Annotated in this window: 21 protein-coding genes and 2 pseudogenes; 7 read left to right on the top strand and 16 right to left on the bottom strand. The window is 70.0% G+C overall.

Annotated elements, in window-relative coordinates; all coding sequences use genetic code 11:
- Positions 1-11 precede the first annotated feature (11 nt).
- Together FVA80_RS19085 and FVA80_RS19080 are read left to right on the top strand one after the other, a co-directional pair.
- Positions 12-983, top strand: coding sequence for an NADPH:quinone oxidoreductase family protein (locus tag FVA80_RS19085; protein ID WP_147909341.1), 972 nt, complete (start codon positions 12-14; stop codon positions 981-983).
- Positions 984-1172: 189 nt separating this feature from the next.
- On the top strand, positions 1173-2855 hold the full coding sequence (locus FVA80_RS19080) for a methyl-accepting chemotaxis protein (RefSeq protein WP_147909342.1): 1683 nt from the start codon (positions 1173-1175) through the stop codon (positions 2853-2855).
- Between the two features lie 9 nt (positions 2856-2864).
- On the opposite strand, the gene FVA80_RS19075 is transcribed toward FVA80_RS19080, so the two are convergent.
- From FVA80_RS19075 to FVA80_RS19050, 6 genes and pseudogenes are all read right to left on the bottom strand, one after another.
- Positions 2865-3878 (bottom strand): adenosine kinase, encoded by a 1014-nt coding sequence (locus FVA80_RS19075; RefSeq protein WP_147909343.1) that lies wholly within the window; start codon positions 3876-3878, stop codon positions 2865-2867.
- Positions 3879-4360: 482 nt separating this feature from the next.
- On the bottom strand, positions 4361-5770 hold the full coding sequence (locus tag FVA80_RS19070; protein ID WP_147909344.1) for an MFS transporter: 1410 nt from the start codon (positions 5768-5770) through the stop codon (positions 4361-4363).
- A gap of 77 nt (positions 5771-5847) precedes the next feature.
- Positions 5848-6777: a glutaminase gene (locus tag FVA80_RS19065; RefSeq protein ID WP_147909345.1), complete on the bottom strand. Its 930-nt coding sequence runs from the start codon at positions 6775-6777 to the stop codon at positions 5848-5850.
- Positions 6778-6802: 25 nt separating this feature from the next.
- A complete protein-coding gene (locus tag FVA80_RS19060; RefSeq protein ID WP_147909346.1) occupies positions 6803-8572 on the bottom strand; it encodes an ABC transporter ATP-binding protein in 1770 nt (589 codons plus the stop codon).
- A gap of 203 nt (positions 8573-8775) precedes the next feature.
- Positions 8776-10196: pseudogene (locus tag FVA80_RS19055) on the bottom strand (MFS transporter).
- A pseudogene (locus tag FVA80_RS19050) lies at positions 10193-10922 on the bottom strand (PRC-barrel domain-containing protein). The pseudogenes FVA80_RS19055 and FVA80_RS19050 overlap by 4 nt, the downstream one beginning before the upstream one ends.
- A gap of 332 nt (positions 10923-11254) precedes the next feature.
- Here FVA80_RS19050 and FVA80_RS19045 point away from each other — a divergent pair.
- Positions 11255-11656, top strand: a complete 402-nt coding sequence (locus FVA80_RS19045; protein ID WP_147910349.1) for a hypothetical protein — start codon at positions 11255-11257, stop codon at positions 11654-11656.
- 161 nt (positions 11657-11817) lie between these two features.
- On the opposite strand, the gene FVA80_RS19040 is transcribed toward FVA80_RS19045, so the two are convergent.
- From FVA80_RS19040 to FVA80_RS31995, 3 genes are all read right to left on the bottom strand, one after another.
- On the bottom strand, positions 11818-12252 hold the full coding sequence (locus FVA80_RS19040; protein WP_147910348.1) for a PRC-barrel domain-containing protein: 435 nt from the start codon (positions 12250-12252) through the stop codon (positions 11818-11820).
- Between the two features lie 85 nt (positions 12253-12337).
- Complete coding sequence (locus tag FVA80_RS19035; protein WP_147910347.1) at positions 12338-12823, bottom strand: DUF2721 domain-containing protein; 486 nt, start codon at positions 12821-12823, stop codon at positions 12338-12340.
- 50 nt (positions 12824-12873) lie between these two features.
- A complete protein-coding gene (locus FVA80_RS31995; protein WP_281408659.1) occupies positions 12874-12996 on the bottom strand; it encodes a hypothetical protein in 123 nt (40 codons plus the stop codon).
- 244 nt (positions 12997-13240) lie between these two features.
- Between FVA80_RS31995 and FVA80_RS19030 the strand changes: the two genes are divergently transcribed.
- The gene (locus FVA80_RS19030; RefSeq protein WP_147910346.1) at positions 13241-13612 is read left to right on the top strand and encodes an SWIB/MDM2 domain-containing protein; all 372 of its coding nucleotides are present in this window, start codon (positions 13241-13243) and stop codon (positions 13610-13612) included.
- A 98-nt stretch (positions 13613-13710) separates the two neighbouring features.
- Here the strand turns inward: FVA80_RS19030 and FVA80_RS19025 are convergent, their stop codons facing one another.
- The 5 genes from FVA80_RS19025 to FVA80_RS19005 all read right to left on the bottom strand — a co-directional run bounded on the left by FVA80_RS19025 (position 13711) and on the right by FVA80_RS19005 (position 19452).
- Positions 13711-14508, bottom strand: a complete 798-nt coding sequence (locus FVA80_RS19025) for an SDR family NAD(P)-dependent oxidoreductase (protein WP_147910345.1) — start codon at positions 14506-14508, stop codon at positions 13711-13713.
- Positions 14509-14592: 84 nt separating this feature from the next.
- Positions 14593-15987 carry an MFS transporter gene (locus FVA80_RS19020; RefSeq protein WP_147910344.1) on the bottom strand — a complete coding sequence of 465 codons (1395 nt, stop codon included), beginning with the start codon at positions 15985-15987 and terminating at the stop codon, positions 14593-14595.
- Positions 15988-16157: 170 nt separating this feature from the next.
- Positions 16158-17504, bottom strand: coding sequence for a hybrid sensor histidine kinase/response regulator (locus tag FVA80_RS19015; RefSeq protein ID WP_147910343.1), 1347 nt, complete (start codon positions 17502-17504; stop codon positions 16158-16160).
- Positions 17501-18706, bottom strand: a complete 1206-nt coding sequence (locus FVA80_RS19010) for an FIST N-terminal domain-containing protein (protein WP_246692027.1) — start codon at positions 18704-18706, stop codon at positions 17501-17503. Before FVA80_RS19010 ends, FVA80_RS19015 begins: the two co-directional genes overlap by 4 nt.
- A 164-nt stretch (positions 18707-18870) precedes the next feature.
- Complete coding sequence (locus tag FVA80_RS19005) at positions 18871-19452, bottom strand: c-type cytochrome, methanol metabolism-related (RefSeq protein WP_147910341.1); 582 nt, start codon at positions 19450-19452, stop codon at positions 18871-18873.
- Positions 19453-19714: 262 nt separating this feature from the next.
- Here FVA80_RS19005 and FVA80_RS19000 point away from each other — a divergent pair, with 262 nt between their 5' ends.
- Together FVA80_RS19000 and FVA80_RS18995 are read left to right on the top strand one after the other, a co-directional pair.
- A complete protein-coding gene (locus FVA80_RS19000) occupies positions 19715-20407 on the top strand; it encodes a transglutaminase-like cysteine peptidase (RefSeq protein WP_187193416.1) in 693 nt (230 codons plus the stop codon).
- A gap of 127 nt (positions 20408-20534) precedes the next feature.
- On the top strand, positions 20535-20852 hold the full coding sequence (locus FVA80_RS18995; RefSeq protein WP_147910339.1) for a hypothetical protein: 318 nt from the start codon (positions 20535-20537) through the stop codon (positions 20850-20852).
- Between the two features lie 81 nt (positions 20853-20933).
- Here FVA80_RS18995 and FVA80_RS18990 read toward each other — a convergent pair whose 3' ends face one another.
- Positions 20934-21236 (bottom strand): hypothetical protein, encoded by a 303-nt coding sequence (locus FVA80_RS18990; protein ID WP_147910338.1) that lies wholly within the window; start codon positions 21234-21236, stop codon positions 20934-20936.
- Between the two features lie 368 nt (positions 21237-21604).
- Here FVA80_RS18990 and FVA80_RS18985 point away from each other — a divergent pair, with 368 nt between their 5' ends.
- Positions 21605-22105, top strand: coding sequence for a DUF1203 domain-containing protein (locus FVA80_RS18985; protein ID WP_147910337.1), 501 nt, complete (start codon positions 21605-21607; stop codon positions 22103-22105).
- Here the strand turns inward: FVA80_RS18985 and FVA80_RS18980 are convergent.
- A complete protein-coding gene (locus FVA80_RS18980) occupies positions 22083-22553 on the bottom strand; it encodes a low molecular weight phosphatase family protein (protein ID WP_147910336.1) in 471 nt (156 codons plus the stop codon). The two genes, FVA80_RS18985 and FVA80_RS18980, sit on opposite strands and share 23 nt — an antisense overlap.
- Positions 22554-22570 lie beyond the last annotated feature (17 nt).

Raw genomic sequence — 22570 nt, 5'->3', positions numbered from 1 at the left:
GGGAGGACAGGATGCGGGCGCTGCTGTGCACGAGGCTCGACGGGCCGGAGCAGCTGGAGATCGTGGATCGCCCCGATCCGGTGCCGGGCCCCGGGCAGGCCCTGGTGCGGATCCGGCTCGCCGCCCTCAACTTCTTCGACACGTTGATCGTGGCCGGCCGCTACCAGGTGAAGCCGCCCTTGCCGTTCTCGCCGGGGGGCGAGGGCGTCGGGGTGGTCGAGGCGCTGGGAGAGGGCGCCATAGGCGTTTCCGTCGGCGACCGGGTCATCGTCCATGCCGGATACGGCTGCTGCGCGGAGCTGATCGCCGTCGATGCCGGTAAGCTCACGCCGGTGCCGGAGGCCGTGCCGGACGCGCAGGCGGCCGGGCTCACCATCACGTACGGCACCTCGCTGCACGCGCTGGCCAACCGGGCGCGCATCCAGCCGGGCGAGTGGCTCGCCGTGCTCGGCGCCTCCGGGGGCGTCGGCCTCGCCGCGGTGGAACTCGGCCGGCTGATGGGCGCCCGGGTGATCGCCTGCGCCTCCTCGGAGGAAAAACTCGCGGTCGCCCGCGCCCACGGCGCCGAGGCGACGCTGGTCTACGATCCCGCGACCCTGAAGGACGCGTTGCGCCGGATCAGCGGCGGCGGGGTCGACGTGGTCTACGACGCGGTCGGCGGCGACTACGCCGAGCCGGCCCTGCGCGCCCTGGCCTGGCGTGGGCGCTACCTCGTCATCGGCTTCGCCGCCGGCGGCATCCCGCGGCTGCCGCTCAACCTGATGCTCCTGAAGGAACTCGACGTGCAGGGCGTGCACTGGGGCGCCTTCCTCGACCGCGAGCCGGAGGCGCACCGGGCCGACCAGCGCCGGCTGCTGGCCTGGGTCGCCGAGGGCCAGCTTACCGCGCAGGTTCACGGTACCTACCCGCTGGCCGAGTTTCCGGAGGCGTTCGGGCTGCTGACCCGCCGGGCTGCGATGGGAAAGGTGCTGCTGCAACCCTGATCCGCCGGATCCTCGCCTTAAAATTGGGATCGGCAAGACGATCCAGGCTATAAGGCGAGCGCCGCGAAGATTTTTGTCCCGTATCCCCGCTTCTGGCGGCTCGTTGGTTGGACGACGCAGCGAACGCTAAAACCTCGTTGTCACGCGCCTGCGCTAAGGTTCGAGCCATTGGCGTGGAGGGGCAGCGAGATGAACTTGGGGCGCAGCATCACCGTTCGGTTGTTCTTGGCGTCGTTCGTCGGATTCATCCTTCTGATCGCCAATTCCCTATCGAACATCGTGAGCATCAAGGCGGTTCACGACTCGGCCAGGGAGATGCGGGACGTCTGGAACGTGAAGAATCGCGAGCTGGACGAGCTTCAGTTCCTGGCACTCCGGTATCACACCACCACGATCCGCAGGGTGATCGCCGAGGAAAGCGCCGAAAACCGCGACCTCGACACCGAATTCACCGAGATGGACGCGGCCATCCCGGAGAAGTTCAGGCAGTACCGCTTTCATATCGGATCCGCCGACGAGACCGCCCTGTGGAATGCGTTCGAGGCGCGTTGGCAGGCCTATCTCGCCGCCCGGGAACCGATTGTGGCGGCTCTCCGGCGCGGTGACCGCAATGCAGGCCGCGACGCCATCGCGCCGGCCCGCACGCCCCTGGTGAACGCCTTCGGGGCGCTGGCGGACCTCGCCAAGGTCAACGCCACCGGCACGCAGGCCGCGACGCGGCGGGCCGAGGACGCCTACGCGACCGCCTGGACCGTCACGGCCGCCCTGCTGATCGCGGGCCTGGTCGCCACGGCCGGAGCTCTCTGGTTGATCCTGCACGGCGTCGCCCATCCGATCCGGGCCATGACCGGGATCATGGCGCGGCTGGCGGCGCAGGATCTGACCGTCGCCGTCCCCCACGCCGCGCGGCGCGACGAGATCGGCGCCATGGCCGCGTCCGTGCAGGTGTTCAAGGACGGCCTGATCCACGCTCAGGCGCTGGAGGCGGAAACCGCGCGCGCCCGGGCGGACGCCGAGGAGCAGCGCAAGACGGGCATGCGCCACATCGCCGACGCCTTCGAGGGGTCCGTCGGCGGCATCATCGGGACGGTTTCGGGGGCGTCCGCGGCGCTGCAGGCCACCGCCGCCACCATGACCAGCACGGCCTCCGGCGCCGCCAGCCAATCCCTGCGGGTGGCGAGCGCGGCCGAACTGGCTGCCGCCAACGTCAACACCGCGGCCTCCGCGGCGGAGGAACTCGAAAACTCCGTCCAGGAGATCGGCCGTCAGGTGTCGAGCGCCGCGGCTTTGACCCAGGCCGCCGTCGAGGACGCCGCGTCAACGGCTCATCTGGTGCAAGAGCTGAGCGGTGCCGCCGCCCGGATCGGCGACGTGGTCACGATGATTACCAGCATCGCCGGACAGACCAACCTGCTGGCGCTCAACGCGACCATCGAGGCGGCTCGCGCCGGCGAGGCCGGGCGCGGCTTCGCCGTGGTCGCTGCCGAGGTGAAGGAGCTGGCGAGCCAGACCGCCCGGGCCACGGACGAGATCGGCGGCCATATCGGGCGGATCCAGGCCTCGACCGACCACGCGGTCTCGGCCATCGGCCGCATCGGCGGGCGGATCCAGGAGATCAGCGCCGTCGCGACCCTGATCGCGGCCGCCGTCGAGGAGCAGGGGGCCGCGACCCGGGAGATCGCCCGCAACGTCACCGAGGCGGCGTCGAGCGCCGGCGAGGTGACGAGCAGCATCTCCGGCGTCGCGGACGCCGCCAATCAGACGGGGACAGCGGCCGACCAAGTGCTCAGCTCGGCGTCCGAGCTGTCGCTCCGGTTCGAGCATCTGCGGAGCGAGGTGACGCGCTTCCTCGCGACGGTGCGGGCCGCCTGAAGCGCCGGATCAGAGCAGGCCGCGCGCCTTGGCGAGGCCGACCAGATCGGCCTGGGGGCGCGCGCCGATGTGCTGGATCACCTCGGCGGCCGCCAAAGTGCCGAGGCGGGCGCTGGCGACGTTGTCGAGGCCGCGGGCGTGCCCGGCCAGGAACCCGGCCGCGAACAGGTCACCGGCCCCGGTCGTGTCCAGCACCTCGCGGACCGGGCTCGCCTCGACGGACCGGACCTCCCCGCCCTGCACCACCAGGGCGCCGTCCGACGAGCGGGTGACCAGGCCGAGCAGGTGCCTGCCGCGGGCGTTGCGCTCGTCGCGCAGGGCGGCCACGGCGGCCTCGGGATCGTCGGTCTGGTAGAGGCTCTGAAGCTCGCCGATATTGGCGAACAGGATGTCGATGCTGCCGTCGCGCACGAGGCCCAGGAATTCGTCCCGGTAGCGGCCGACGCAGAACGCGTCCGACAGCGTCAGCGCCACCGCGTTGCCGGCCTGGTGGGCGATCTCGACCGCCTTGCGGAACGCATCCTTGGCGGCGGGCGGGTCCCACAGATAGCCTTCGAGATAGACCACTCGGGCCGAGGCGACGAGCGCCCGGTCCACGTCGTCGGGCTTCAGCCCCTGGCAGGCGCCGAGATAGGTGCTCATCGTGCGCTCGCCGTCGGGCGTCACCAGCACGAAGCAGCGGGCCGTGGCCGGCCCCTCGGTCGCGGGCGGCACCGTGAAGCCGACGCCCGTGGCCTTGAGGTCGTGGCCGAACAGGCCGCCGAGCTCATCGTTCCGGACCTTGCCGACGAAGCCGGTCTTGGCGCCGAGCAGGGCCGCGCCCACCGCGGTGTTCGCCCCCGAGCCGCCCGAGACGATCGTGGCCGGGCCCATCGCAGCGAACAACGTCTCCGCCCGCTCCTCGTCGATCAGCTGCATCGCGCCTTTGGTCACCCCCTGGGCGTCCAGGAAGGCGTCGTCCGTGCGGGCGATCACGTCGACGATGGCGTTGCCGAGCACGAGGAGATCGAGGGGTGTGGTCATCCGGGTGTCCTGATTCGCGTTTGCGCCGCTGTGACATCCGCCTCGGATCGGATCAAGCCGCGGGCGCTGCGGGGGCGGGAGATCGGCGAACAGCTCGGCCACCGACAGGCTCAGGCCGGGCGGGGTCGGAGCGAGGGGCCCTCGGCTTCCGATGCGGACTTCGATCGGGCGTTCCAAGGCGCGTCTGTGGTGAGCGATCAGACGCTTGACCGGATCGATGATCAGGTCGTGCGCGACGCTGCCGATTTAAAAATAGCCGACGCGCTTTGCCTCGGTATCCACCGACTTGATCCCCGGTGAGAGCCCCTCGACCACGATGACGGGGTGGGACACCTCGACGGCATCAAGGTCGATCGCCGGCCCTCAAACCAGGGTATCCGGCTCGGACGTGGTCGCAGCGTCGATGCGGACCGTCATCCGAGGCTTCGCCTGTTCGATCATACCGTCAGGCGAGCACGCATGGCCCTCGCAGGCATGCGCCCTCACCCCGCGATCTTCTCCAACGCCACGTCGCGGGTGCGGGGTCCCAGCAGCCCGACCAGCGACCCCGCCGCCAGCATCGCCGCGGAGATGAACAGGAACACCCCCGGGGTGCCGGCCTCGCGCAGCACGAAGGCGATGACGAACCCCGTGAAAATCGCCGAGAAGCGGCTCCACGAATAGACGAACCCCACCGCCCGGGCGCGGATGCCGGTGGGGAACAGCTCGGCCTGGTAGGCGTGGAAGCTGTACGACATCACGTTGGAGGCCAGCGTCAGGCCGATCCCGAGCGCGATGATTGCCGACACGTCGCGGGTCTGCGCGAAGGTCAGCCCGCAGGCGATGTAGACGAGGGCTGCGGCCACGATGACGTGCTTGCGCTCGAACCGGTCGGCGATGGCCAGGCCGATCAGAGGCCCGACCGGGGCGGCCAGCGCGATCAGCGCCGTGTAGGCGAGGCTCGACGTGATGGTGATGCCCTGCGCCACCAGCAGGGTCGGCACCCAGTTGGCGAAGCCGTAGAAGCCCACCGTCTGGAACACGTTGAAGCCGGCCATCATCAGCGCCCGGCGCCGGTACGGCGGCACCCACAGGTCGCCGAAGGCGCCGCGCCGCTGCACCGGCTCCGGCGCTGCGGGCAACGGCAGGGGGCGGCCGTACTCGGCGGCGACCTGGCCTTCGAGGCGCCGCAGGACCGCGTCGGCCTCCGCGAGCCGCCCGCGCTCGACCAGCCAGCGCGGGCTCTCCGGCAGGCCGGCGCGCAGCCACCAGACCCCGATCGCCGCGGTGGCGCCGATCAGCACGACCCAGCGCCAGCCGTCGATCCCCAGCGGCGCCGTCGGGATCAGCAGATAGGACAGGAAGGCCACCACCGGCACGGCGGTGAAGCCGATGCCCTGGCACAGGGCGAAGGCGCGGCCGCGGATCGCCTTCGGCACCAGCTCCGAGAGGTAGCTGCCGATGGTCACCATCTCCAGGCCGAGGCCGATGCCGGCGATCAGCCGCCAGAGATTGAGCCCGAACGCGTCGGTCTGGCAGGCCATCACGACGTTGGCGGCGGTGTAGGACAGCAGCGACCACGTGAAGATCGCCCGGCGCCCGAACCGGTCGGCCAGCCAGCCGCAGACCAGGGTTCCGATGAACAGCCCGGTGAACAGGGCCGCCACGAAGCTCGCCACGCCGCTCGCGCCGAACAGCCCGGGCGTGGTCGGCGTCAGGATCCCGGCCTTCACGAGCCCCGGGGCGACGTAGCCGGTGAACAGCAGGTCGTAGAGCTCGAAGAAGAAGCCGAGGCCGAGGAGAGCGACGAAACGCCAGATCGTGCGCGTCGGCGGCAGCCGGTCGAGGCGGGCCAGGATGGCGCCGGGGTCAAGATCACTACCCGACGTCCGCGCCGCCGTACTCGTCGTCATGTGCCTGGTCCTGCCTCAGGCGCCGCAGCACCACGCTGGCGCAGTGCCGCGGAAGGCGCCTCCGCGCAAGGTGTCGGTCACGCCCCGAACACCGACCAGCCCATGCGCTGGGTCAGGCGCTCCAGGGCGACACGGCCGAGATGGGAGTTGCCCGCCGCGTCGAGGCCGGGTGACCAGACCGCGATCGAGGCCTTGCCGGGGGCCACCGCCAGGATGCTGCCGCCGACGCCGCTCTTGCCCGGCAGGCCGACCCGGTAGGCGAACTCGCCCGAGCCGTCGTAGTGACCGCAGGTCAGCATGATCGCGTTGATGCGGCGCGCCCGCTCGGCCGAGACGACGTTGTGCCCGGTCGACGGGTTGCGGCCGTTATGTGCCAGGAACCGGCCCGCCATGGCGAGCTGCCGGCAGGTCATCGCGATGGCGCAGTGATGGAAGTAGACGCCGAGCGTGTAGTCCACCGGGTTCTCGATGACGCCGAACGACTTCATGTAGTTGGCGAGCGCGGTGTTGCGGAAGCCGGTGCGCTTCTCGGAGGCCGCCACCTGCTCGTCGATGGTGATGGTGGGGTCCTGGGCCAGGAACTGCATGAAGCGCAGGATCTCGCCCAACGCCTCCCGGGGCGCATGACCCGAGAGGATCACGTCGGTCACCGCGATGGCGCCGGCATTAATGAACGGGTTGCGCGGCACCCCGCGCTCCCGCTCCAACTGGACGATCGAGTTGAACGGGTTGCCGGAGGGCTCGCGCCCGACCCGCTTCCACAGCCGGTCACCCACCATGCCGAGCGCCAGGGTCAGCGTGAACACCTTCGACACGCTCTGGATCGAGAACGGCGTCTCGCTGTCGCCGCCGACGGTGACGGCCCCGTCGGCATCGATCACCGCGATGCCGAACTGGTTCGGGTCCACGTGGGCGAGTTCGGGGATGTAATCGGCTACCGCGCCCCGGTCGGAGCGCAGGGCCATCTCGTCGGAGATCTCCCGGACGACGGTGTCGAGATCGGGCACGGCCGGGCCTCGCCGGGCGCCCCGATCAGGCCGCCGCCAGGGACATCGACATCGATTCCTTCTTCATCAGCTCGCGGAAGAAGCCGTCGAGATGGGTCAGCTTGTCTGGCGAGCCGTCCTGGATGATGCGGCCGCCTTCCAGCACCACGATCCGGTCGAAGTCCTGAAGCGTCGACAGGCGGTGGGCGATGGCGATGACGGTGCGGCCCTTCATGAGGTTCGCGAGCGCCTGACGGATCGCCTGCTCCGATTCCGCGTCGAGCGCAGAGGTCGCCTCGTCGAGCAGCAGGATCGGCGAATTCTTCAGGATGGCCCGCGCGATGGCGATGCGCTGGCGCTGGCCGCCCGAGAGTTTCACGCCGCGGTCGCCGACCATGGTGTCGAAGCCCTCCGGCAGGGACTGGATGAACTCGGTGCAGCGTGCCGCCTCGGCGGCCTGCCAGACCTCCTCGTCGGTGGCCTCCGGCCGGCCGTAGCGGATGTTCTCGCGCAACGAGCGGTGGAACATCGACACGTCCTGCGGGACGACCGTGATCGCCTCGCGCAGGGATTCCTGGGTCACCAACTCGACCTTCTGGCCGTTGATGCGGATCTCGCCGGTCTTCACGTCGTAGAAGCGCTGCAGCAGCGAGAACAGGGTCGACTTGCCGCCGCCCGACTTGCCGACGAGGCCGACCCTCTGGCCCGGCTCGATCACGAGGTCGAAATCGGTGAAGACCGGGCGCCCGTCCGGATAATTGAAGGCGACGTGGTCGAACTCGATCTTGGCACCCTGGCCGGCGAGCGGCTTGGCTTCCGGATGGTCCACGAGGTCGTGGGGCTGGAGCAGGGTGTGCAGCGCCTCCGCCAGGCGGGCGGTGTGCTGGGTCGCGTCCACCAGTGCCACCGCGAGGTCGCGGGTGGCCGCCAGGATGCGGATGCCGAGCGTGCAGACCAGCACCACCTGGCCATTGGTCGCCTGGCCGGCCTCCCACATCTGGATCGCCCAGTAGAGCAGGCCGAACACCGCCAATACGGTGAGCACCGCGTGCACGATGCGCAGCTTCTCAAGGTAGAGCAGCGACGAACGGCGGGCGCGCATCTCCGTGGCGATCGTGCCCTCGAAGCGCTGGCCCTCGCGCTTGAAGCCCGAGAACGCTCGCACGAGCGACATGTTGCCGACGAGGTCGACCATCTCGCCGTCCACGGAGGCCGCCTTGGCGGCGAAGTCGTGGTGCAGCGGCTTGCCGGCCGCCGCCATCTTGAACATCAGCACGACGACCGCGGCGAAGACGCCAGCCAGGATCGCCGCCATGGTGGTGTTGACGGTGGCGATGTAGGCGATCGACCCGAAGGCCGCGACGGTCGGCGGCATCACGTTGAACACGAACATGTTCTCGACCGTGAAGATCGCGTTCGAGGTCGCCGTGATGCGCGACGCCAGGGTTCCCGGCTGCCGGTCGGAGAAGAAGGTCGGCGAATGGCCGGTCATGTGCCGGAACAGGTCGCGCCGAATGTCGCCGGTGACGCCCACGAACGTAAAGGCCCCGGTCAGCGCCGCCACGCGCCAGAGCATGTTGTCGGCCGCGATGAATCCGATCAGGACGGCGAGCGCCCCCCAGACCACGGTGTTGCCCGGGCCGGGACCCTTGGTAAGCGCATCGACCACGCCCTTGAGGGCATAGTCGGTCGAGACCGAGAACCCGACCGCACCGAGCACGGAGATCAGGATCACCAGGTGGGGCACCCAGCGGCGCCGGAGGTATCGCCCGACGAAGGCGAAGGGCCTCTCAGCGTATTGGTGCAGCTCTTCCATCGCGGTGACCATTCCGTATTCACGCGGCACTGGCTGGTGCGGGCTGAGGCGGAGTGCAACGCGGGCGTAATCGGACCCGCAGCGGCAACGCGACAGCGTTGCCATATGTTGCACCGGCCCGCACCTCCCGCGCGCTTTTATCTCTCAAACCTGAACGCCGCTTGAGCGGCGCGGATACACGCAAGCGAATCCGATGCCGCGGATCACGCCTCCTCCGCCGGCTGGCGCGTCTCGGGCATGATCAGCGCCACCAGCATGAAGGCCGCGAAGCCCATGAAGGCCAGCCCCAGGAAGGCGCTATGGCTTCCCAGGCGGTCCGCCATGATCCCAGCGATCGACGTCGAGAGCGCAGCGCCCACGCCCATCGCGGTGCCGACCGCGCCGAGCGCAAGGTTGAAACGCCCCGTGCCGCGGGTGAGATCCGAGACCACGAGAGGCACCATCACGCCGAGCACCGAGGCGGAGATCCCGTCGAGAACCTGGATGGCGACCAGGCCGTAGGGGTTCGTGGTGTAGGCGAGCATCAACCCGCGCACCGGCAAGGCGCCGAAGCCCAGGAGCAGCACCGGGTAGCGGCCGAACCGCTCGGCGGCCCGGCCGACCGCGGGGGCGCTCACGGCGAGTACCGCCTGCGGGACCATGATGCAGGCCGCGATCAGCGCGGTGGCGGTCTCGCTCGCCCGCAGGGTGAGGACGCTGCCCACCAGCGGCAGCATCGCGGCGTTCGCGAGGAAGAACAGGACCATGCAGGCCGCGAAGCACAGGAGCCCGCGATTGGTCAGCAGCGCCCGCACGCCGTCCTGCCCGGCGGCGCGGGGCGGCTGGGCGGAGGCCGGCTTGGAAGCTGCCGTGGAAGTCGACTTGGAGGCCGCCTCGGGGGCCACATCCTTGAACACGTTGGCGTCGATCTCGTCGGCGCGGATTCGCGTCAGCGCGATGATCGTCGGCACTACGAGAGCCGCCGTCAGGTAGAACACCGCTCCGTTCGAGAGGTAGTAGCCGATGGCGCCCATGCCGGCGGCGCCGAGCGCGTTGCCGACCGCCGCGAAGCTCGCGTTGCGGCCGAGGGCGCTCCGCCCGCCCGGGCCCGCCCGACCAGTCCGATGCTGATCGCCGCGATAGCCGGCGTGAGCACGCAGCTCGCCCCCGAATGCACCGCCATGGCCAGGAGCACCACCGGGAAGCTCGGCCAGATCGCCAGCGCGAAGGCGCTGCCCGAGATGCCGATCACCGCTACCGCGGCGGCGAACCGCTTCGAGCGCACCACGTCGACGAAGGCGCCGCCCGGCACCTGGCCCAGCAGCGCGACGAGGCTCCCTACTGTGAGGGCGAAGCCGATATCGGACTGGGTCCACTTCGCCTGCGAGAAGTACACGGCCAGGAACGGCCCGAACCCGGTCTGCAGGTTGGCGACGAAGAACGCGAAGGCGTCGAGGCCGTGGCGGCTTGCCGCCGTGAGCGTTCGGTCCACCGGTGCGGCCTCCGCGGCCGCCCGGGCCGGCTCGCGCGCGACTTCGGCCGACTGATCCTTCAGGCGGACGGGCCGCGAACGCGGGTCCTGTCGGGACACCTCGCGCTCGCGGGGGGAAACGGCGGGTCTTGCCTTCAATCGGGCCACCGTCACTTATCCGGGGCCTTTTCCGGAGGGTGGCGGGAAGCGGGGCGGACGGCGTCGGGACCGACGGAGCCGGAACGGTTGGCGCAGACACGACCGGGGCGGCGGGATTGACCGGCGGGGCCGCGCTCGTCGCCTGCTCGCCCTCGGGCACGGGGGCGGCCGGGCTCGCCGGGCCGAGCACGACGATCGGCTCGCCGGCCTTGTATTCGGGCGACACCCGGACCTGGTTGCGGCTCAGCGCGACGGACAGCTTGCGCTCTTTGTTGCCATCGGGGGTGAAGCGCAGGGCGCGCCAATCGACGGCGATCTTGCGGGTGCCGACACCCAGGAATCCGCCGAAATCGATGATGGCCGCCCGGGGATGCCCGTCCTTGTCGATGATGATGTCGATGACGCGCCCCAGCTCGTCGCCGCCGGCGCTGCGCACGCTGCGGCCGAGCAGGCTCTCGTAATCCTGGGTGTCCAGCACCGTGGCCGGGGTCCCCTGCTGCTGCGCCGCGTTCGACGGCGCTCCCGGCGTGGTGGAGGTGGTCGGCGCCCCAGGTGGCGGCGCCGCTGCTGGGGCGCAGGGTGCAAAGGCGGGCAGCAGGCACCGGAGGGGCGGCGGGCGGCGTTTGCGCGGCGGGTGGGCCCTGCGTCGGGGTCGACCGGATGCTGCGCCATCGCCCCCGGGGCCGGGGCCTGCGCCGCAACGCCCGACGCCCACAAGGCGAGCGTCACGGCCGCGATCATCCGGTTGGTTCTGAACACGCTGCGTCCTCTGAGGAAGGGCCGGGTCGGGCCGACGCGCCGGCAAGACCGCGACCGTATCGGCCGGGTTCGGGCCCGCCGTCGGCGCGACCCCGCCTGCGGACAGCACCCTGCCGAAGGACCTGGGCGAAGTTATGGACCGTTGGGGCCAGCCGGCAAGTTCCGCGCCGGTCCGATCCGGACGCCCTCCCGGACGCGCGCGACGGGTGCTGGCGCGCATGTGTCTGGTTTTCGCCGCAACCCGAGCGTAGACAGCCGACGATAAGCTTTTGCGAGCTGCGGAGACCACCGCGGCCCCTTGCGAGGACTACACGATGTCGACCCTCCCCTCGTCGGTCTGTGCCACTGCGCGCGGCCTCGCGCTCTGCGCCGCCCTGGCCAGCCTGGTGGCCGGCTGTCAGGCGCTCGGCGGCGGGGGCGGCGTGATGCCGGAAACCGAGGTCGGGCTGCCGCCCTCGCTGCGCGGCTCCCTGCCCAACCGCGAGGCCCGCAACGCCGGGGTCGATGCCGACGGGCAGCCGCTCCAGACCGCTCCGACGAAGCAGCTGGCGATCCCGCGCAGCGCCGGCGGCGCGACGCAATCGGCCAATGCCGGGGAACGCCGGATCCGGCGCGAGGACATCGAGGGCGGCAACGCCGCTGGCGGCGCGGGCAGCAACTCGATGGGCCCCATGCTGTCGCCCGGCGGCAGCGTCGGCCTCGGCGGGAAGTTCTGAGGACCGTAACCGGAAGCGGGCGCGGCGCTAGTCGTGATGGGCGCGGGCCACCTCTCCCGTGCGGGAGAGGTGGCCCGTCGCGGTCCGCAAGGGTGCCGGCGGCAAAAGCCCGTGCGGGCACGAGGCGTCCCGGTGGAGAGTCGATGGCCCGCGCCCTGCGCTCACAGCGTTGGCGCGCGCACGCCGTAATAATCCTCGATCTTGCCGCGGTAGTTCGGGTCGGCGAAGGCGTCCTCGCCCGGGCCGTGGCTCGGTGCGCCGGCGAGGTTGCCCGGATCGATGTCGACCACGTAGCCGCCGAGTTCGGTGCTGTAGGTCAGTGCCTTCCAGGGTAGGGGGTGGTGGTTCTCGCCGAGCCCGAGGAAGCCCCCGAAGGCCAGCACCGCGTAGGCGACCTGGCCGGTGACCTTATCCACCATGAAGTTGTACACTGCCCCGAGGTGCTTTCCCTCGCGGTCGTACACCGCCGTGCCCTCGACCTTGTTCGAGGCGATCAGGCGGGCGGTCTCGTCGATGGCGATGCCCTCGCCGGTGGGATCGAGCTCCAGGGAGCCCGTCTTTCTCACGGGACGCTCGGTGGGCAGATCCGTCGGCATGGTGACTCCCGGGTTACGCGGACCTGGCCGGACGTGCCGCCGGCCCTGGTCACTAAACGCCGGGGCGGGAGCGGGTTCCGGTGGCTCAGAGATCCGCCAACATCCCGGCATCGGCCCGGCGCTGGTTGATCCGGTCCCGGACCGAGCGGCTGGCCAGCAGCATCTCGAAGCCGAACGCGATGAGCGCGCAAAGCGTGCACAGGATCGCGGTCCCGAACAGGCCGAACAGCAGGCTCGCCACCGTGCTGTCGCGCAGGGCGCCGACGAACAGCGTCAGCACCGAGCCGCAGGTCGCGACGCCGCCGAGCGCGGCCAGGAACACCGCCGCGTCCAGCGCCAGCGAGCGCGTATGAAGCCGGTCGAGCCGCTGACCCAGGATGATCCGCTCGGCCTCGCCGGCTCCAGCCAGCAGCGTCGACACGCGCTCGGCCTGGTCGGCCACCCGCGCGAGCCGGGCACCGAAGACGTTGAGCAGCGTCGCTAGCCCGGACAGCAGGAAGACCGGGCTCAGCGCCACCTGGACGACGTGGGCGGTGCTTTCCAGGGTGGTGGATGTGATGGGATCGATCATGCTCGCGGGCCCATGGACCCGGCGGCCCGGCACGGCAATCCCGTGCGCCGTCAAACCAGCCAGCGTTGCGGTTCCAGGCCGGACGAGACCGGCTCGGCCCGGATACCGAGACCAAGACCGAGCACGAGCCCGGTGGCGAGCAGCAGCGCGAGCGCGAGAACCGGGGTAAACATGACTGTATTTCTCGGGCCTGATCGTTAAGAGCAGGTTTCGAGCGCGCGGGTTCGACGGAATGTTCTTCGCGGCGGTGCAGATCGGCGGCTTCCGGTGTGGATTTCCGCGCCTGCCCTGTGGATGAGCCCCCCGCGAAGGCGATTTCCCCTTGGAACGGCGGCGGCACCGCTTAGTTGCTGCTATGCTGGCTCGGCCGTGGGGCGCTCATGCCCCGGCCTGCGGCCCGAGAACCGGAGGAAGTTTATGGCCACGAAGACCGAGAAGGCTGCGCCGAAGGCGGCCAAGACCACGAAGGCCGACGAGCCGAAGGCCGCCAAGGCCGCGCCCGCGAAGGCTGCCAAACCCGCCGCCACCAAGGCCGCCGGCGCGAAGCCGAACGCCCTGCAGCAGCCGCTGAAGCCGTCTGCCGATCTCGGCGCGATCGTCGGCACCGATCCGTTGCCCCGCGGCGAGGTGGTCAGCAAGGTGTGGGACTACATCAAGAAGCACAACCTGCAGAACCCCGAGAACAAGCGCGAGATCCTGGCCGACGACAAGCTCAAGAAGGTCTTCGGCAAGGACAAGTGCTCCATGTTCGAGATGAACAAGCACCTCGCGGCTCACCTGAAGTCTTGATCGTCTAAGTCCGGGTCCGGCGCCTTCGCCGGACCGGTGGCTCTCGATCGAACGGGGCCCGACGGCCCCGAGCCGAAGACCGTTTCGCTCGATGCGGTCTACGCGAGACCTTGCAGGACACCGCCATCCACCCGCAGCGCAGCGCCCGTCGTGGCGCTCGCTGCCGGGCTGCAGAGATAGGCGACGAGGTTCGCAACCTCCTCCACCGTGGCAAGGCGCTTGATCAGCGACGACGGGCGATGCTCGGCCACGAAGGCGCGGCCCATCGCGTCGAGGTCGGCGTCGGCCGCCCCACCGGCCATCTGCTTCATGAACTCGGCGACGCCTTCCGACAGGGTCGGCCCGGGCAGCACGCTGTTGACCGTCACGCCGGTGCCGGCGACGGTCTGCGCCAGGCCCCGAGAGATCGCGAGCTGCGCGGTCTTCGTCATCCCGTAATGGACCATCTCGGTCGGCGTGTTGATGCCCGACTCGCTCGAGATGAAGATCACGCGGCCCCAGCCGCGCTCGGCCATGGCCGGGGCGTAGGCACGCGACAGGCGCACGCCGCTCATCACGTTCACGTCGTAGAAGCGCTGCCAGTCCGCGTCCGGGATCTCGAAGAACGGCTTCGGCTCGAAGATCCCGGTGTTGTTGACCAGGATGTCGACCACGGGCAGCCCCCGGACGAGAGCATCGACCCCTTCGGCGGTGGCCACGTCGCCCGGTGCCGCGAAGGCGCGGCCGGCCTTGGTCTCGCCGCGCAGCTTGGTCAGCGCCGCTTCGACCCGCTCGACGGTGCGGCCGTTGACGCCGACCTCCGCGCCGAGGTCGCAGAGCTCCTTGGCGATGGCGTAGCCGATGCCGCCGGTCGAGCCGGTGACGAGGGCCTTCTTGCCGGTGAGGTCGAGGTCCATGGGCGGAGACTCCGGGGCTTGGAACACGGGTTGTGGATCTCGGCCCAACGCGCGCCAGGCCGGTCGGTGGCATACCGGGCTCGCCTAACCGCCCTTACCCCGCCGCAGGACGCTGGCGCAGCCGCCGATTGCGGCGAGCGCCACCGCGCAGGAGAGCGAGAGGGTCACGGCCCGTTCGGCGCCCAGCCCGTGGGTCAGCCCGAAGATCACCGCCACGAGGGCGGCGCCGAGCGACTGCCCGGTGAGGCGGGCCGTCGACTGCATGCCGCTTGCCCCGCCGGCGCGCTCCCGAGGCGCCGAAGTGACGATCACCTTGTTGTTGGGCGACTGGAACAGGCCGAAGCCGAGCCCGCACAGGGTCAGGCGCCAGACGATGTCGAGGGTGGCGGGCGACTCGGGCAACAGCGTCACGCCGACGAGGCCGGCCGCCAGCATGGCGAGGCCGATGCCGCCGAGCAGCCCGGGCGGGTAGCGGTCGGCCAGGCGCCCCGAGATCGGCGCCATCGCGGCCACCGCGATCGGCCAGGGGGTGAGCAGGAAGCCGGTCTGGGTGCTGGAGAGGTGCAGCACATCCTGGAAGTAGAACGGCAGCGCCACGTAGGACACCATCTGGGCGCAGAAGGAGGCCACCGAGGTCGCCATCGACAGGGCGAAGGCGGGGATCCGCAGGAGGTCCACCGGGAGCAGCGGGGCGGGCAGCCGGATCTGGCGCCGCACGAACACGGTGCCGATCACCAGGGCGCCGACAAGTTCGGCGACGGCGATCGCTTGGCCCTCGGGGTCGCCGAGCCCGTCGATGCCGATGATCAGCAGGCCGAAGGTCAGCGCGTTGAGCACCGCGCTCACCAGGTCGAAGCGCCGCCCGCTGGCCGGGGTCGCCGGCAGGGTGCGCGTGGCCACCGCCAGGGCGAGCAGCCCCACCGGGACGTTGACCAGGAACAGCCAGGGCCAGCTCGCCACGGACAGGATCGCGGCCGCCACGGTTGGCCCCGCCGCCGAGGCCACCGCCACCACCAGGGCGACGTTGGCGACCCCCTGGCCGATCATCCGGTGCGGATAGATGAACCGCACGAAGCCGATGTTGACGCTCATGATCGCCGCGGCGCCGAGCCCCTGGACGATGCGCCCCGCAATCAGCAAGGGCAGGCTCGGCGCCAGCGCGCAGGCCAGCGACGCCGCGACGAACACTGCGAGCCCCGGCAGGTAGACCCGGCGGAAGCCGAAGATGTCGCCGAGCGATGCGAAGGGCAGGAGGCTCGCCGTCACGGCGATCTGGTAGGCGTTGACCACGAAGATCGCGTCGGCGGGCTTCACCGCCAGGTCCTTCGCCATCACGGGCAAGGCCACGTTGACGATGGCCCCGTCGAGGACCGCCATGGTCATGGCCAGCCCGATCGCCGCCATCGCCAGGACGCGCTCCCGCGGCGGCAGGCCGTCGTGCTGGGCGGGGACGCCTGTACCGGCCGGGACCTGCGCCATGCGCGCGCTCCTGCGGCGTCCCGGAGGGCCGGCGACGTCGGTTGCGGGGGGAGATCCGGGCGCGGATGCACCGCGGATGCCGGTTCCCTCTCGCGCAGCCGCGGCACAGCGTCGAGGGCCGTGGTGTGTCCTATGTCACGGCGCGGCGGGATTGTTCGCCCGGCTATGCATCAGGCGAGCATGTAGGTCAGGAGCGCGCGCAGCTGCGCGGGCTTGATCGGCTTGCGCAGCAACTCCGCGCCGGACCGCGCAACCTTCGCCTCGACCTCGCGGGAATGGTCGGCGGTTGTGACGATCACCGGCAGCGCCTCGCCGTAGAGGTCATTCAGGTACGCGGCGACGTCGAGCCCGCAGGCATCGTCGTCGAGGTGGTAGTCGAGGACCAGGATGTCGGGCCGCGGGGCTCCGGCCTGCATGGCGGCGCGGACCCCGGCCAAATCCCGGAAGGTCGAGACCCGGGCGTCCCAGTTCTGCAGCAGGCGTGCCAAGGCGTCGGCCGTTGTGGCGTCGTTCTCCACCGCCAGGACGTGGGCGCCCGAGAGGCGGGTCACCCCGGGGGCCGGCGGCGCGATGGCGGCCGGGATCGGGCTCAGCGGCAGGCCCAGGGTCACCCGGGTGCCGTGGCCGGGCCGCGAGGCCAGGGTCAAAGGATGATCCAGCGCCTGGGCCATGCGCCGCACGATCGACAGGCCGAGGCCGAGGCCCGGCTCCTCCGCGGCGCCGGTCCGGGTGCCGCCCCGGAAGAACTCCTCGAAGACCAGGTCGCGCTCCTCAGCGGCGATGCCGCAGCCGGTATCGAACACATCCACCCGGACTCCGCCGGCGGCGAGCCGCGCCGCGAGCACGATGCCGCCCGCGCCGGTGTAGCGGATGGCGTTGGAGACCAGGTTCTGGACGATGCGCTGGAGCAGCATCACGTCGCTGGTGACCGTGAGGTCCGGGCAGCGCACGGCGAGCCGCAGGCCCTTGCGCTCCGCGAACGGCTTGAAGCTCCCCGCCAGCTCGGCCAGCAGGTCGGGCAGGAAGACCGGCTGCAACTGCGGCCGGACGATGCCGGCATCGAGCTTCGAGATGTCCAGGAGCGTCTTGATCAGGTCCTCGATCGTCTGGAGGCCCCGCTCCACCCGGCCCGCAATGGTGCGCGCCTCGGGCGGCAGCGGCAGGTCGTCCAGGGTCGAGATCGACAGGCGGGCCGCGTTTACCGGCTGCAGCAGGTCGTGGCTCGCCGCCGCCAGGAACCGGGTCTTGGAGCGGTTGGCGGTCTCGGCCTCCTCCTTGGCCGCCGCCAGGGCCTCGTTCGAGCGCTCCAGGCGGTGCATCAGACCGGTCAGCTCCTCGGTGCGGGTGCGGACGCGGCCCTCCAGCATGATCGCGGTCTGGAACAGCGAGTAGGCGCTGCCGCGCTGGTCCATGCTGCGCTCGACGTGAGACATCAGCGCGGCGTTGATCCGCTCCAGCTTCTCGATCCGCCGGCGCAGGGAGGCGTCGGTCTCGAGCCCGCCCGGGTGCAGGGTCATGATCCGGCCGGGACCGGCGGGCCGCTGGGCTCCGTGCCCCGGGTCAGCCCCTTGCCGATCGCGATGCCCGTGAAGGTCTGGTTGAGGTGCATCGCCCGGTACTGCTCGCCGAAGGTCTCGAAGCCGACGACGTTGTAGCGGCGGTACAGGTCGGCGATGCCGTGGCCCACCTGCCGGCTCTCGGCATCGAGCCGGCGCAGGACGCATTCGAAGCCGATGATCAGGTCTACGCCGCCCACCACCGTGTCGAGGCGGGCCAGCTCGGTCCGGGTCGAGGCCACGATGTCCCGCGGCTCAGCCAGCGTCAGCACCACGCCCTCGTCGATGGCGCAGAAGAAGCTCAGCGAGCCGTCCTCGTTCATGCGGCGGATCGAGCGGCAGAAATACTCGCCGCCGACCTTCACGGCGAGCGGGTAGGCGGCAAAGCTCATCGGCGAAAGGCCCTCGGGATCGAGGCCGATCGCCATGGCGTATTCCCGCGCCGCCGGCTCGGCGTTGAGTTCGTGGACGGTGCGCCGCTCGCTGTCCGAGGCGGTGACGACGAACTTGGTCCCGGTCGGTTCGAAATTGTCGCTCTTGAAGATCTCGAACGGGAAATCCGTCTCGACCAGTACCAGCACCGCGGCGTTACGGTGGATCCGGCCGCCATGCAGCAGCACCGCGTCCCGGAAGCGCAGGTCGTCGCCCGCCGAACCGCCGACGATCGGGATGCCGTCGAGTGCCCAGGCGATGGCCGAGACCACCGTCTCCTCCGCGTTGGCGAGCCCATCGATCAGCGACAGGGCGAAGCAGCGATCGACGGCGGGCGCTTCGGCTTCGCGGGAGGACACTGGCGGATCGAGGGTCCGGCGCAGGGCACGCACAGCTGAGGCGGTGCGTTCGACATCGAGGTGGTCGATGGCGTCGAGCACGGTCGAGACGATGCGGAAGCGCTCGGACGGGAAGGCGATCACGACGAGGCCGCGATTGAGGCCGCCCGCCGGAGCGATGCCCCCCGACATCGAGCAGCCCGCGACCGGGACGCCGGGGAACTGCCTCTCCATGGCGGCAGCCAGGATTTCGGGGTCGTAATCGTGCGAGAAGAAGGCGACGATCTGGGACAGGGCCGGGGTACCGATCGCCCGCGCGATCTCGGAGACAGCCTCAGGGGCCGCCGCAGCCTCCGTCCAGGCCGTCCAGATGCCGCACGCATGGCGGCGCACTCCGGTTCCTTGAGCCACGTTCCACCCCCTCACACCCCCTTCGGCGAGCTTTGCCTCGCTCTTCAGAGTCTTGCGCGGAGTATGTCGTGCACAACCGAACGGCGCAACGGGGCGTTGCGCCGTCTCTCTGGGAGGCCCTGACCCGCGTGGAAACGCGGCGCCGCTCACTTCATGCAGACATCTTCCGCCTTCGTGAAGGCAGCGGGTTTCGCCTCGTGATCGGCCGGGCGGTTGCGCCCGACCACGCCATCCGCGCGGGCGCGCAGATACGTGTAGATGTCCGGCATGTAGCACATGACGTTCCGGTTATCCCCGAACGCCGGCATGACCAGTTCCTGGGAGGCGTTCACGTCCTTCTTGCCGCCGGTGATGATGCCGGCGAAGTGCGCGTAGTCCATGCCCTTGAGCGCATCGACCAGGGAGGGCGCATAGGTCGAGCCCATGCCGTCCGGGCCGTGGCAGACGATGCAGTTGGCGTTGTACCGCAGGTACCCCGACATCGTGTACCAATCGACCTTCTTGCCGCCGTCGGTGACGTGATAGGTCGGATCGCCGTTCTTGTCGGTGTACTGGCCGTCCTGGACCTTGGCCGGCTGCGTCGGGCCGTCGCTCTTGAGGTCGCCGGGGCTCGTCTGCGGGGGCGATGGGGTGTCCGGGTTGGCGGCCGAGGCCGGAGCCGCCCCCAGGGTCCCGATCACCAGCCCCGCGACTGCGAGCGCCGCGAGCGCATCAGTTGTGCACCGCATGTCGTTCCTCCAGCCGCCCTAGCGTTCCGGTTCTTCAGGTGGCGGCGGTGGACAACGGCGCTCACGGCTCGCGAATGCCGTTGGACATCTTCACGTTTTCGCGCGGGTCTCTCCGACCTGCAGGCAAGGGCGCCACAGGTCGGAGAATTCCTACGTCATCCGCGTTGCGCACAGCATTAACCTTTTGTTAATCCGCCGATTGCCGCCGGGCCCCCGGCGTGAGAGCTTTCGTTAACGAGAGCTTAACGGTTGGGTCACGGCGATGCGGTTCGCGGGTTCCATGGTGCAGAGTTCGGTTCCCAGCTCTGCGCTGCGTCGGGTGGCTCGCAGCCGTCGCGTCCTGGCCGGCTTCGCCTGGGCGGCCCTGTGCTTCGCCGGGCTCGGCGCCGGTACGGTGCAGGCCCAGACCTTCGCCAGCCTGCCGTCCCCGCAGATCGGGGCCGAGCCCCAGGGCGCGGCGCGGCCGATCGCAGCCTGGGTGACGTTCTGCCAGTCCTACGCGGCGGAATGCGCCGTGGACCGGAGCGAGCCGGCGCGCATCACCCTGACCCCGGCGGTCTGGGCCGCCATCGTCTCGGTCAACCGCCGGGTGAACAAGTCGGTCGAGCCGAAGACCGACATGGAGCACCTCCACGTCGCCGACCGCTGGGACCTGGCCGAGGACGGCATCGGCGACTGCGAGGACTTCCAGCTGCTCAAGCGCCACCTGCTGGCCGAGGCCGGGCTGTCCCGCCGGGCGATGCGCATGACCGTGGTGATCGACGAGAAGGGCGAGGGCCACGCCGTCCTGACCCTGATCACCGACCGCGGCGACCTGGTCCTCGACAACAAGACCAACGCGATCGTGCCGTGGCACAAGACCGGCTACGTGTTCATCAAGCGCGAGAGCCAGGACGCGACCGCGTGGGTCTCGCTCGGCGGCGTCACCTCGCCGGTCACCACCGCCAACCGCTGATCGGCCCGGTCCTGCGCACCGCGTCGGCCATTCGCGGGACACATCCGGACAGCCGGATTTTCATCTGATCGTAAGCTCCCGCTAACCTTGTCGGCGTCACCCTGTCTCCGGACCGAGTGCCCGATCCATGTCACCTGCCTCTCTCGCATCGCCCTTGCTGCTGGCTGCAATGCTGCTCGCCTCCGGGCCTGTGCGCGCTGGCGGCGAGACCGAGATCCGCCACGCCGGCTGGCGCGAGTGTCTTAGCCGCAACTTCCAGATCCAGGCCGCGCTTACGGACCCTGATCTCGCTGCGGATTCCGCGTTCCGGGCCTGCCGCAGTGCCGAGGACGCCTACCTCGCAGCCCTGGCGCGTTCACCGCTTCTCGACGGCGACGACGTCGCCCGAGCCCGGCCGATGCTCGCCGGCCGTTTCCGGGCCTGGCTGATCAGCAGCCGGGGGTGATGGGTTGGATCCGGCGCCGCTCGGAGATCCACCCAGTAATCGCTCACGCCGGCGTCCGGGGCCGGGCAGGGCGTTGGGACGCTAGATACCGCAGGCGCAGCACGACCGGACATTGGCGATCCTCTGTGCAGGCGTGCCGAACGTCGACTGGGTCACACCGTAATTGCTCCAGTGCGTGATCCACTGCTTGATGTAGTGCAGGCCGTTGGGCGCGTTGGCGAGTTGATGGGCCGCCCAGCAATCTGCCAGCCGTTCCGAGTTGTTTCGGATGGCGAGAAGGCCATAGGCATGGACGATGTAGAAGTGACTGGCGCCGTTGACCTGGGACTCGACCAGACTGATCCGGGTCGGACACAGGAAAAGGCCGTCGGATTTGGACGTCACGATATTACCGGACGTCTCAGAGCAGCTTTTCGTGATCGATACATTCAACAATCCGCCCGAAGCGCTCCACTGAGCAAGTGATGGCCCGCATTGAGAAATAAATGCGCAGACAGAGGCTGCAGCAATTCGAGCGCACGACATGGAATTTTCCCGGAACAATACGATTTGTGAGCATATACGGTTGGAGAGATTTGCGAAACATTGCGCATTTTGAATGACTTGTACGATGTTACATGTCGCAGGAAGTGTCAGAGGCGTGGCATGGGGGTCCGGTGCTGCTTGCCCGCTCGGCCTGACATCGGCAGCAAGGAGCGGGACGCTTTCTCTCCCCCGGAGCCGGCACGGTTTCCGAGGACCAGGAGAGCCTCATGACCCGATACCGCTGCGTGCCGATCGGCACCGAGATCGCGGAGCGCTTCCGCCGGAGCGGGCGCGACGATTTCGATAACCCGGTGCGGACGGTCACGGCGACCGACTCCAGCGGGTTTCCCTGTCGGCAATGCCTGTGCTGCGCCGATCCAGGCGAGCCGATGCTGCTCGGGTCCTACGATTTTGGGCGTCCGCGCGGCATCTACTGGGCCCCGAGCCCGATCTTCCTGCACGCGCGGTCCTGTGGAAGCTTCGTCACGGCGGATGTCGTCGCACCGATCCTCCGCGCCAACACCCTGGTGTCGGTCCGGGCCTACGACGCGGCGGATCTCTGCCTGTACGATCTCGGCCACGTCTGTCCCGGTGCCGAGATCGACGCGCCGCTGCTGCGCGCCCTCGGCGATCCGCGCACGGCCTTCGTCAACGTCCACACCGCGCGGCCCGGCTGCCTGCTGTCGCGGGTCGAGCGGATGACGGCTAGCCCTTCAGCCGCGCCTTGATGCGCCGGGTGAGCCCGTCGCGCACGTCCCGGTAGGCGTCCAGGCGCTGCTCCCGGGAGGCGTCCTGCAACAGGGTCGGGTCCGGCGTCGGCCAGTACTCGACATCGGCCGCGAGCGTGTGGGTCAGGTCGAGGGCCCGGTGGTGCGCCTCCGGCGAGAGGGTGATGATCAGGTCGAAGTTCAGCCCTTCCCAATCCTCCAATTGCTCGACGGTGCGGGGGCGATGCCGGCTCGCGTCGATGCCGACCTCGTCGAGCGCCGCGACCATGAACGGATCGGTGGGCTCGCCCGAGCGCACGCCGGCCGACTGCACGTAGGTGGATTTGCCGAAATAGGCCCGTGCGATCGCCTCGGCCGCGGCCGAGCGCACCGCATTGAAGTTGCACATGAACAGGACCGACTGGACCCGCCGCTTCTTCGGGGCGATCTCGGGGAAAGGCTCAACCATCGCCGTTCGGGGCCGGA

This window comes from Methylobacterium sp. WL1 (genome assembly GCF_008000895.1).
GTDB lineage: Bacteria > Pseudomonadota > Alphaproteobacteria > Rhizobiales > Beijerinckiaceae > Methylobacterium.
The sequence above is the reverse complement of the archived record's forward strand: the minus strand, read 5'-3'. Positions and strand labels throughout refer to the sequence as shown.

Bases quoted from the DNA above. Each gene is read 5' to 3' on its own strand.
- FVA80_RS18980 (WP_147910336.1), bottom strand. From the start codon at position 22,553: ATGGTTGAGCCTTTCCCCGAGATCGCCCCGAAGAAGCGGCGGGTCCAG.
- FVA80_RS18995 (WP_147910339.1), top strand. From the start codon at position 20,535: ATGTCACCTGCCTCTCTCGCATCGCCCTTGCTGCTGGCTGCAATGCTG.
- FVA80_RS18985 (WP_147910337.1), top strand. From the start codon at position 21,605: ATGACCCGATACCGCTGCGTGCCGATCGGCACCGAGATCGCGGAGCGC.
- FVA80_RS19045 (WP_147910349.1), top strand. From the start codon at position 11,255: ATGTCGACCCTCCCCTCGTCGGTCTGTGCCACTGCGCGCGGCCTCGCG.
- FVA80_RS19085 (WP_147909341.1), top strand. From the start codon at position 12: ATGCGGGCGCTGCTGTGCACGAGGCTCGACGGGCCGGAGCAGCTGGAG.
- FVA80_RS19075 (WP_147909343.1), bottom strand. From the start codon at position 3,878: ATGACCACACCCCTCGATCTCCTCGTGCTCGGCAACGCCATCGTCGAC.
- FVA80_RS19030 (WP_147910346.1), top strand. From the start codon at position 13,241: ATGGCCACGAAGACCGAGAAGGCTGCGCCGAAGGCGGCCAAGACCACG.
- FVA80_RS31995 (WP_281408659.1), bottom strand. From the start codon at position 12,996: ATGTTTACCCCGGTTCTCGCGCTCGCGCTGCTGCTCGCCACCGGGCTC.
- FVA80_RS19025 (WP_147910345.1), bottom strand. From the start codon at position 14,508: ATGGACCTCGACCTCACCGGCAAGAAGGCCCTCGTCACCGGCTCGACC.
- FVA80_RS19000 (WP_187193416.1), top strand. From the start codon at position 19,715: ATGCGGTTCGCGGGTTCCATGGTGCAGAGTTCGGTTCCCAGCTCTGCG.
- FVA80_RS19035 (WP_147910347.1), bottom strand. From the start codon at position 12,823: ATGATCGATCCCATCACATCCACCACCCTGGAAAGCACCGCCCACGTC.
- FVA80_RS19080 (WP_147909342.1), top strand. From the start codon at position 1,173: ATGAACTTGGGGCGCAGCATCACCGTTCGGTTGTTCTTGGCGTCGTTC.
- FVA80_RS19040 (WP_147910348.1), bottom strand. From the start codon at position 12,252: ATGCCGACGGATCTGCCCACCGAGCGTCCCGTGAGAAAGACGGGCTCC.
- FVA80_RS19060 (WP_147909346.1), bottom strand. From the start codon at position 8,572: ATGGAAGAGCTGCACCAATACGCTGAGAGGCCCTTCGCCTTCGTCGGG.
- FVA80_RS19015 (WP_147910343.1), bottom strand. From the start codon at position 17,504: ATGACCCTGCACCCGGGCGGGCTCGAGACCGACGCCTCCCTGCGCCGG.
- FVA80_RS19070 (WP_147909344.1), bottom strand. From the start codon at position 5,770: ATGACGACGAGTACGGCGGCGCGGACGTCGGGTAGTGATCTTGACCCC.
- FVA80_RS19020 (WP_147910344.1), bottom strand. From the start codon at position 15,987: ATGGCGCAGGTCCCGGCCGGTACAGGCGTCCCCGCCCAGCACGACGGC.
- FVA80_RS19005 (WP_147910341.1), bottom strand. From the start codon at position 19,452: ATGCGGTGCACAACTGATGCGCTCGCGGCGCTCGCAGTCGCGGGGCTG.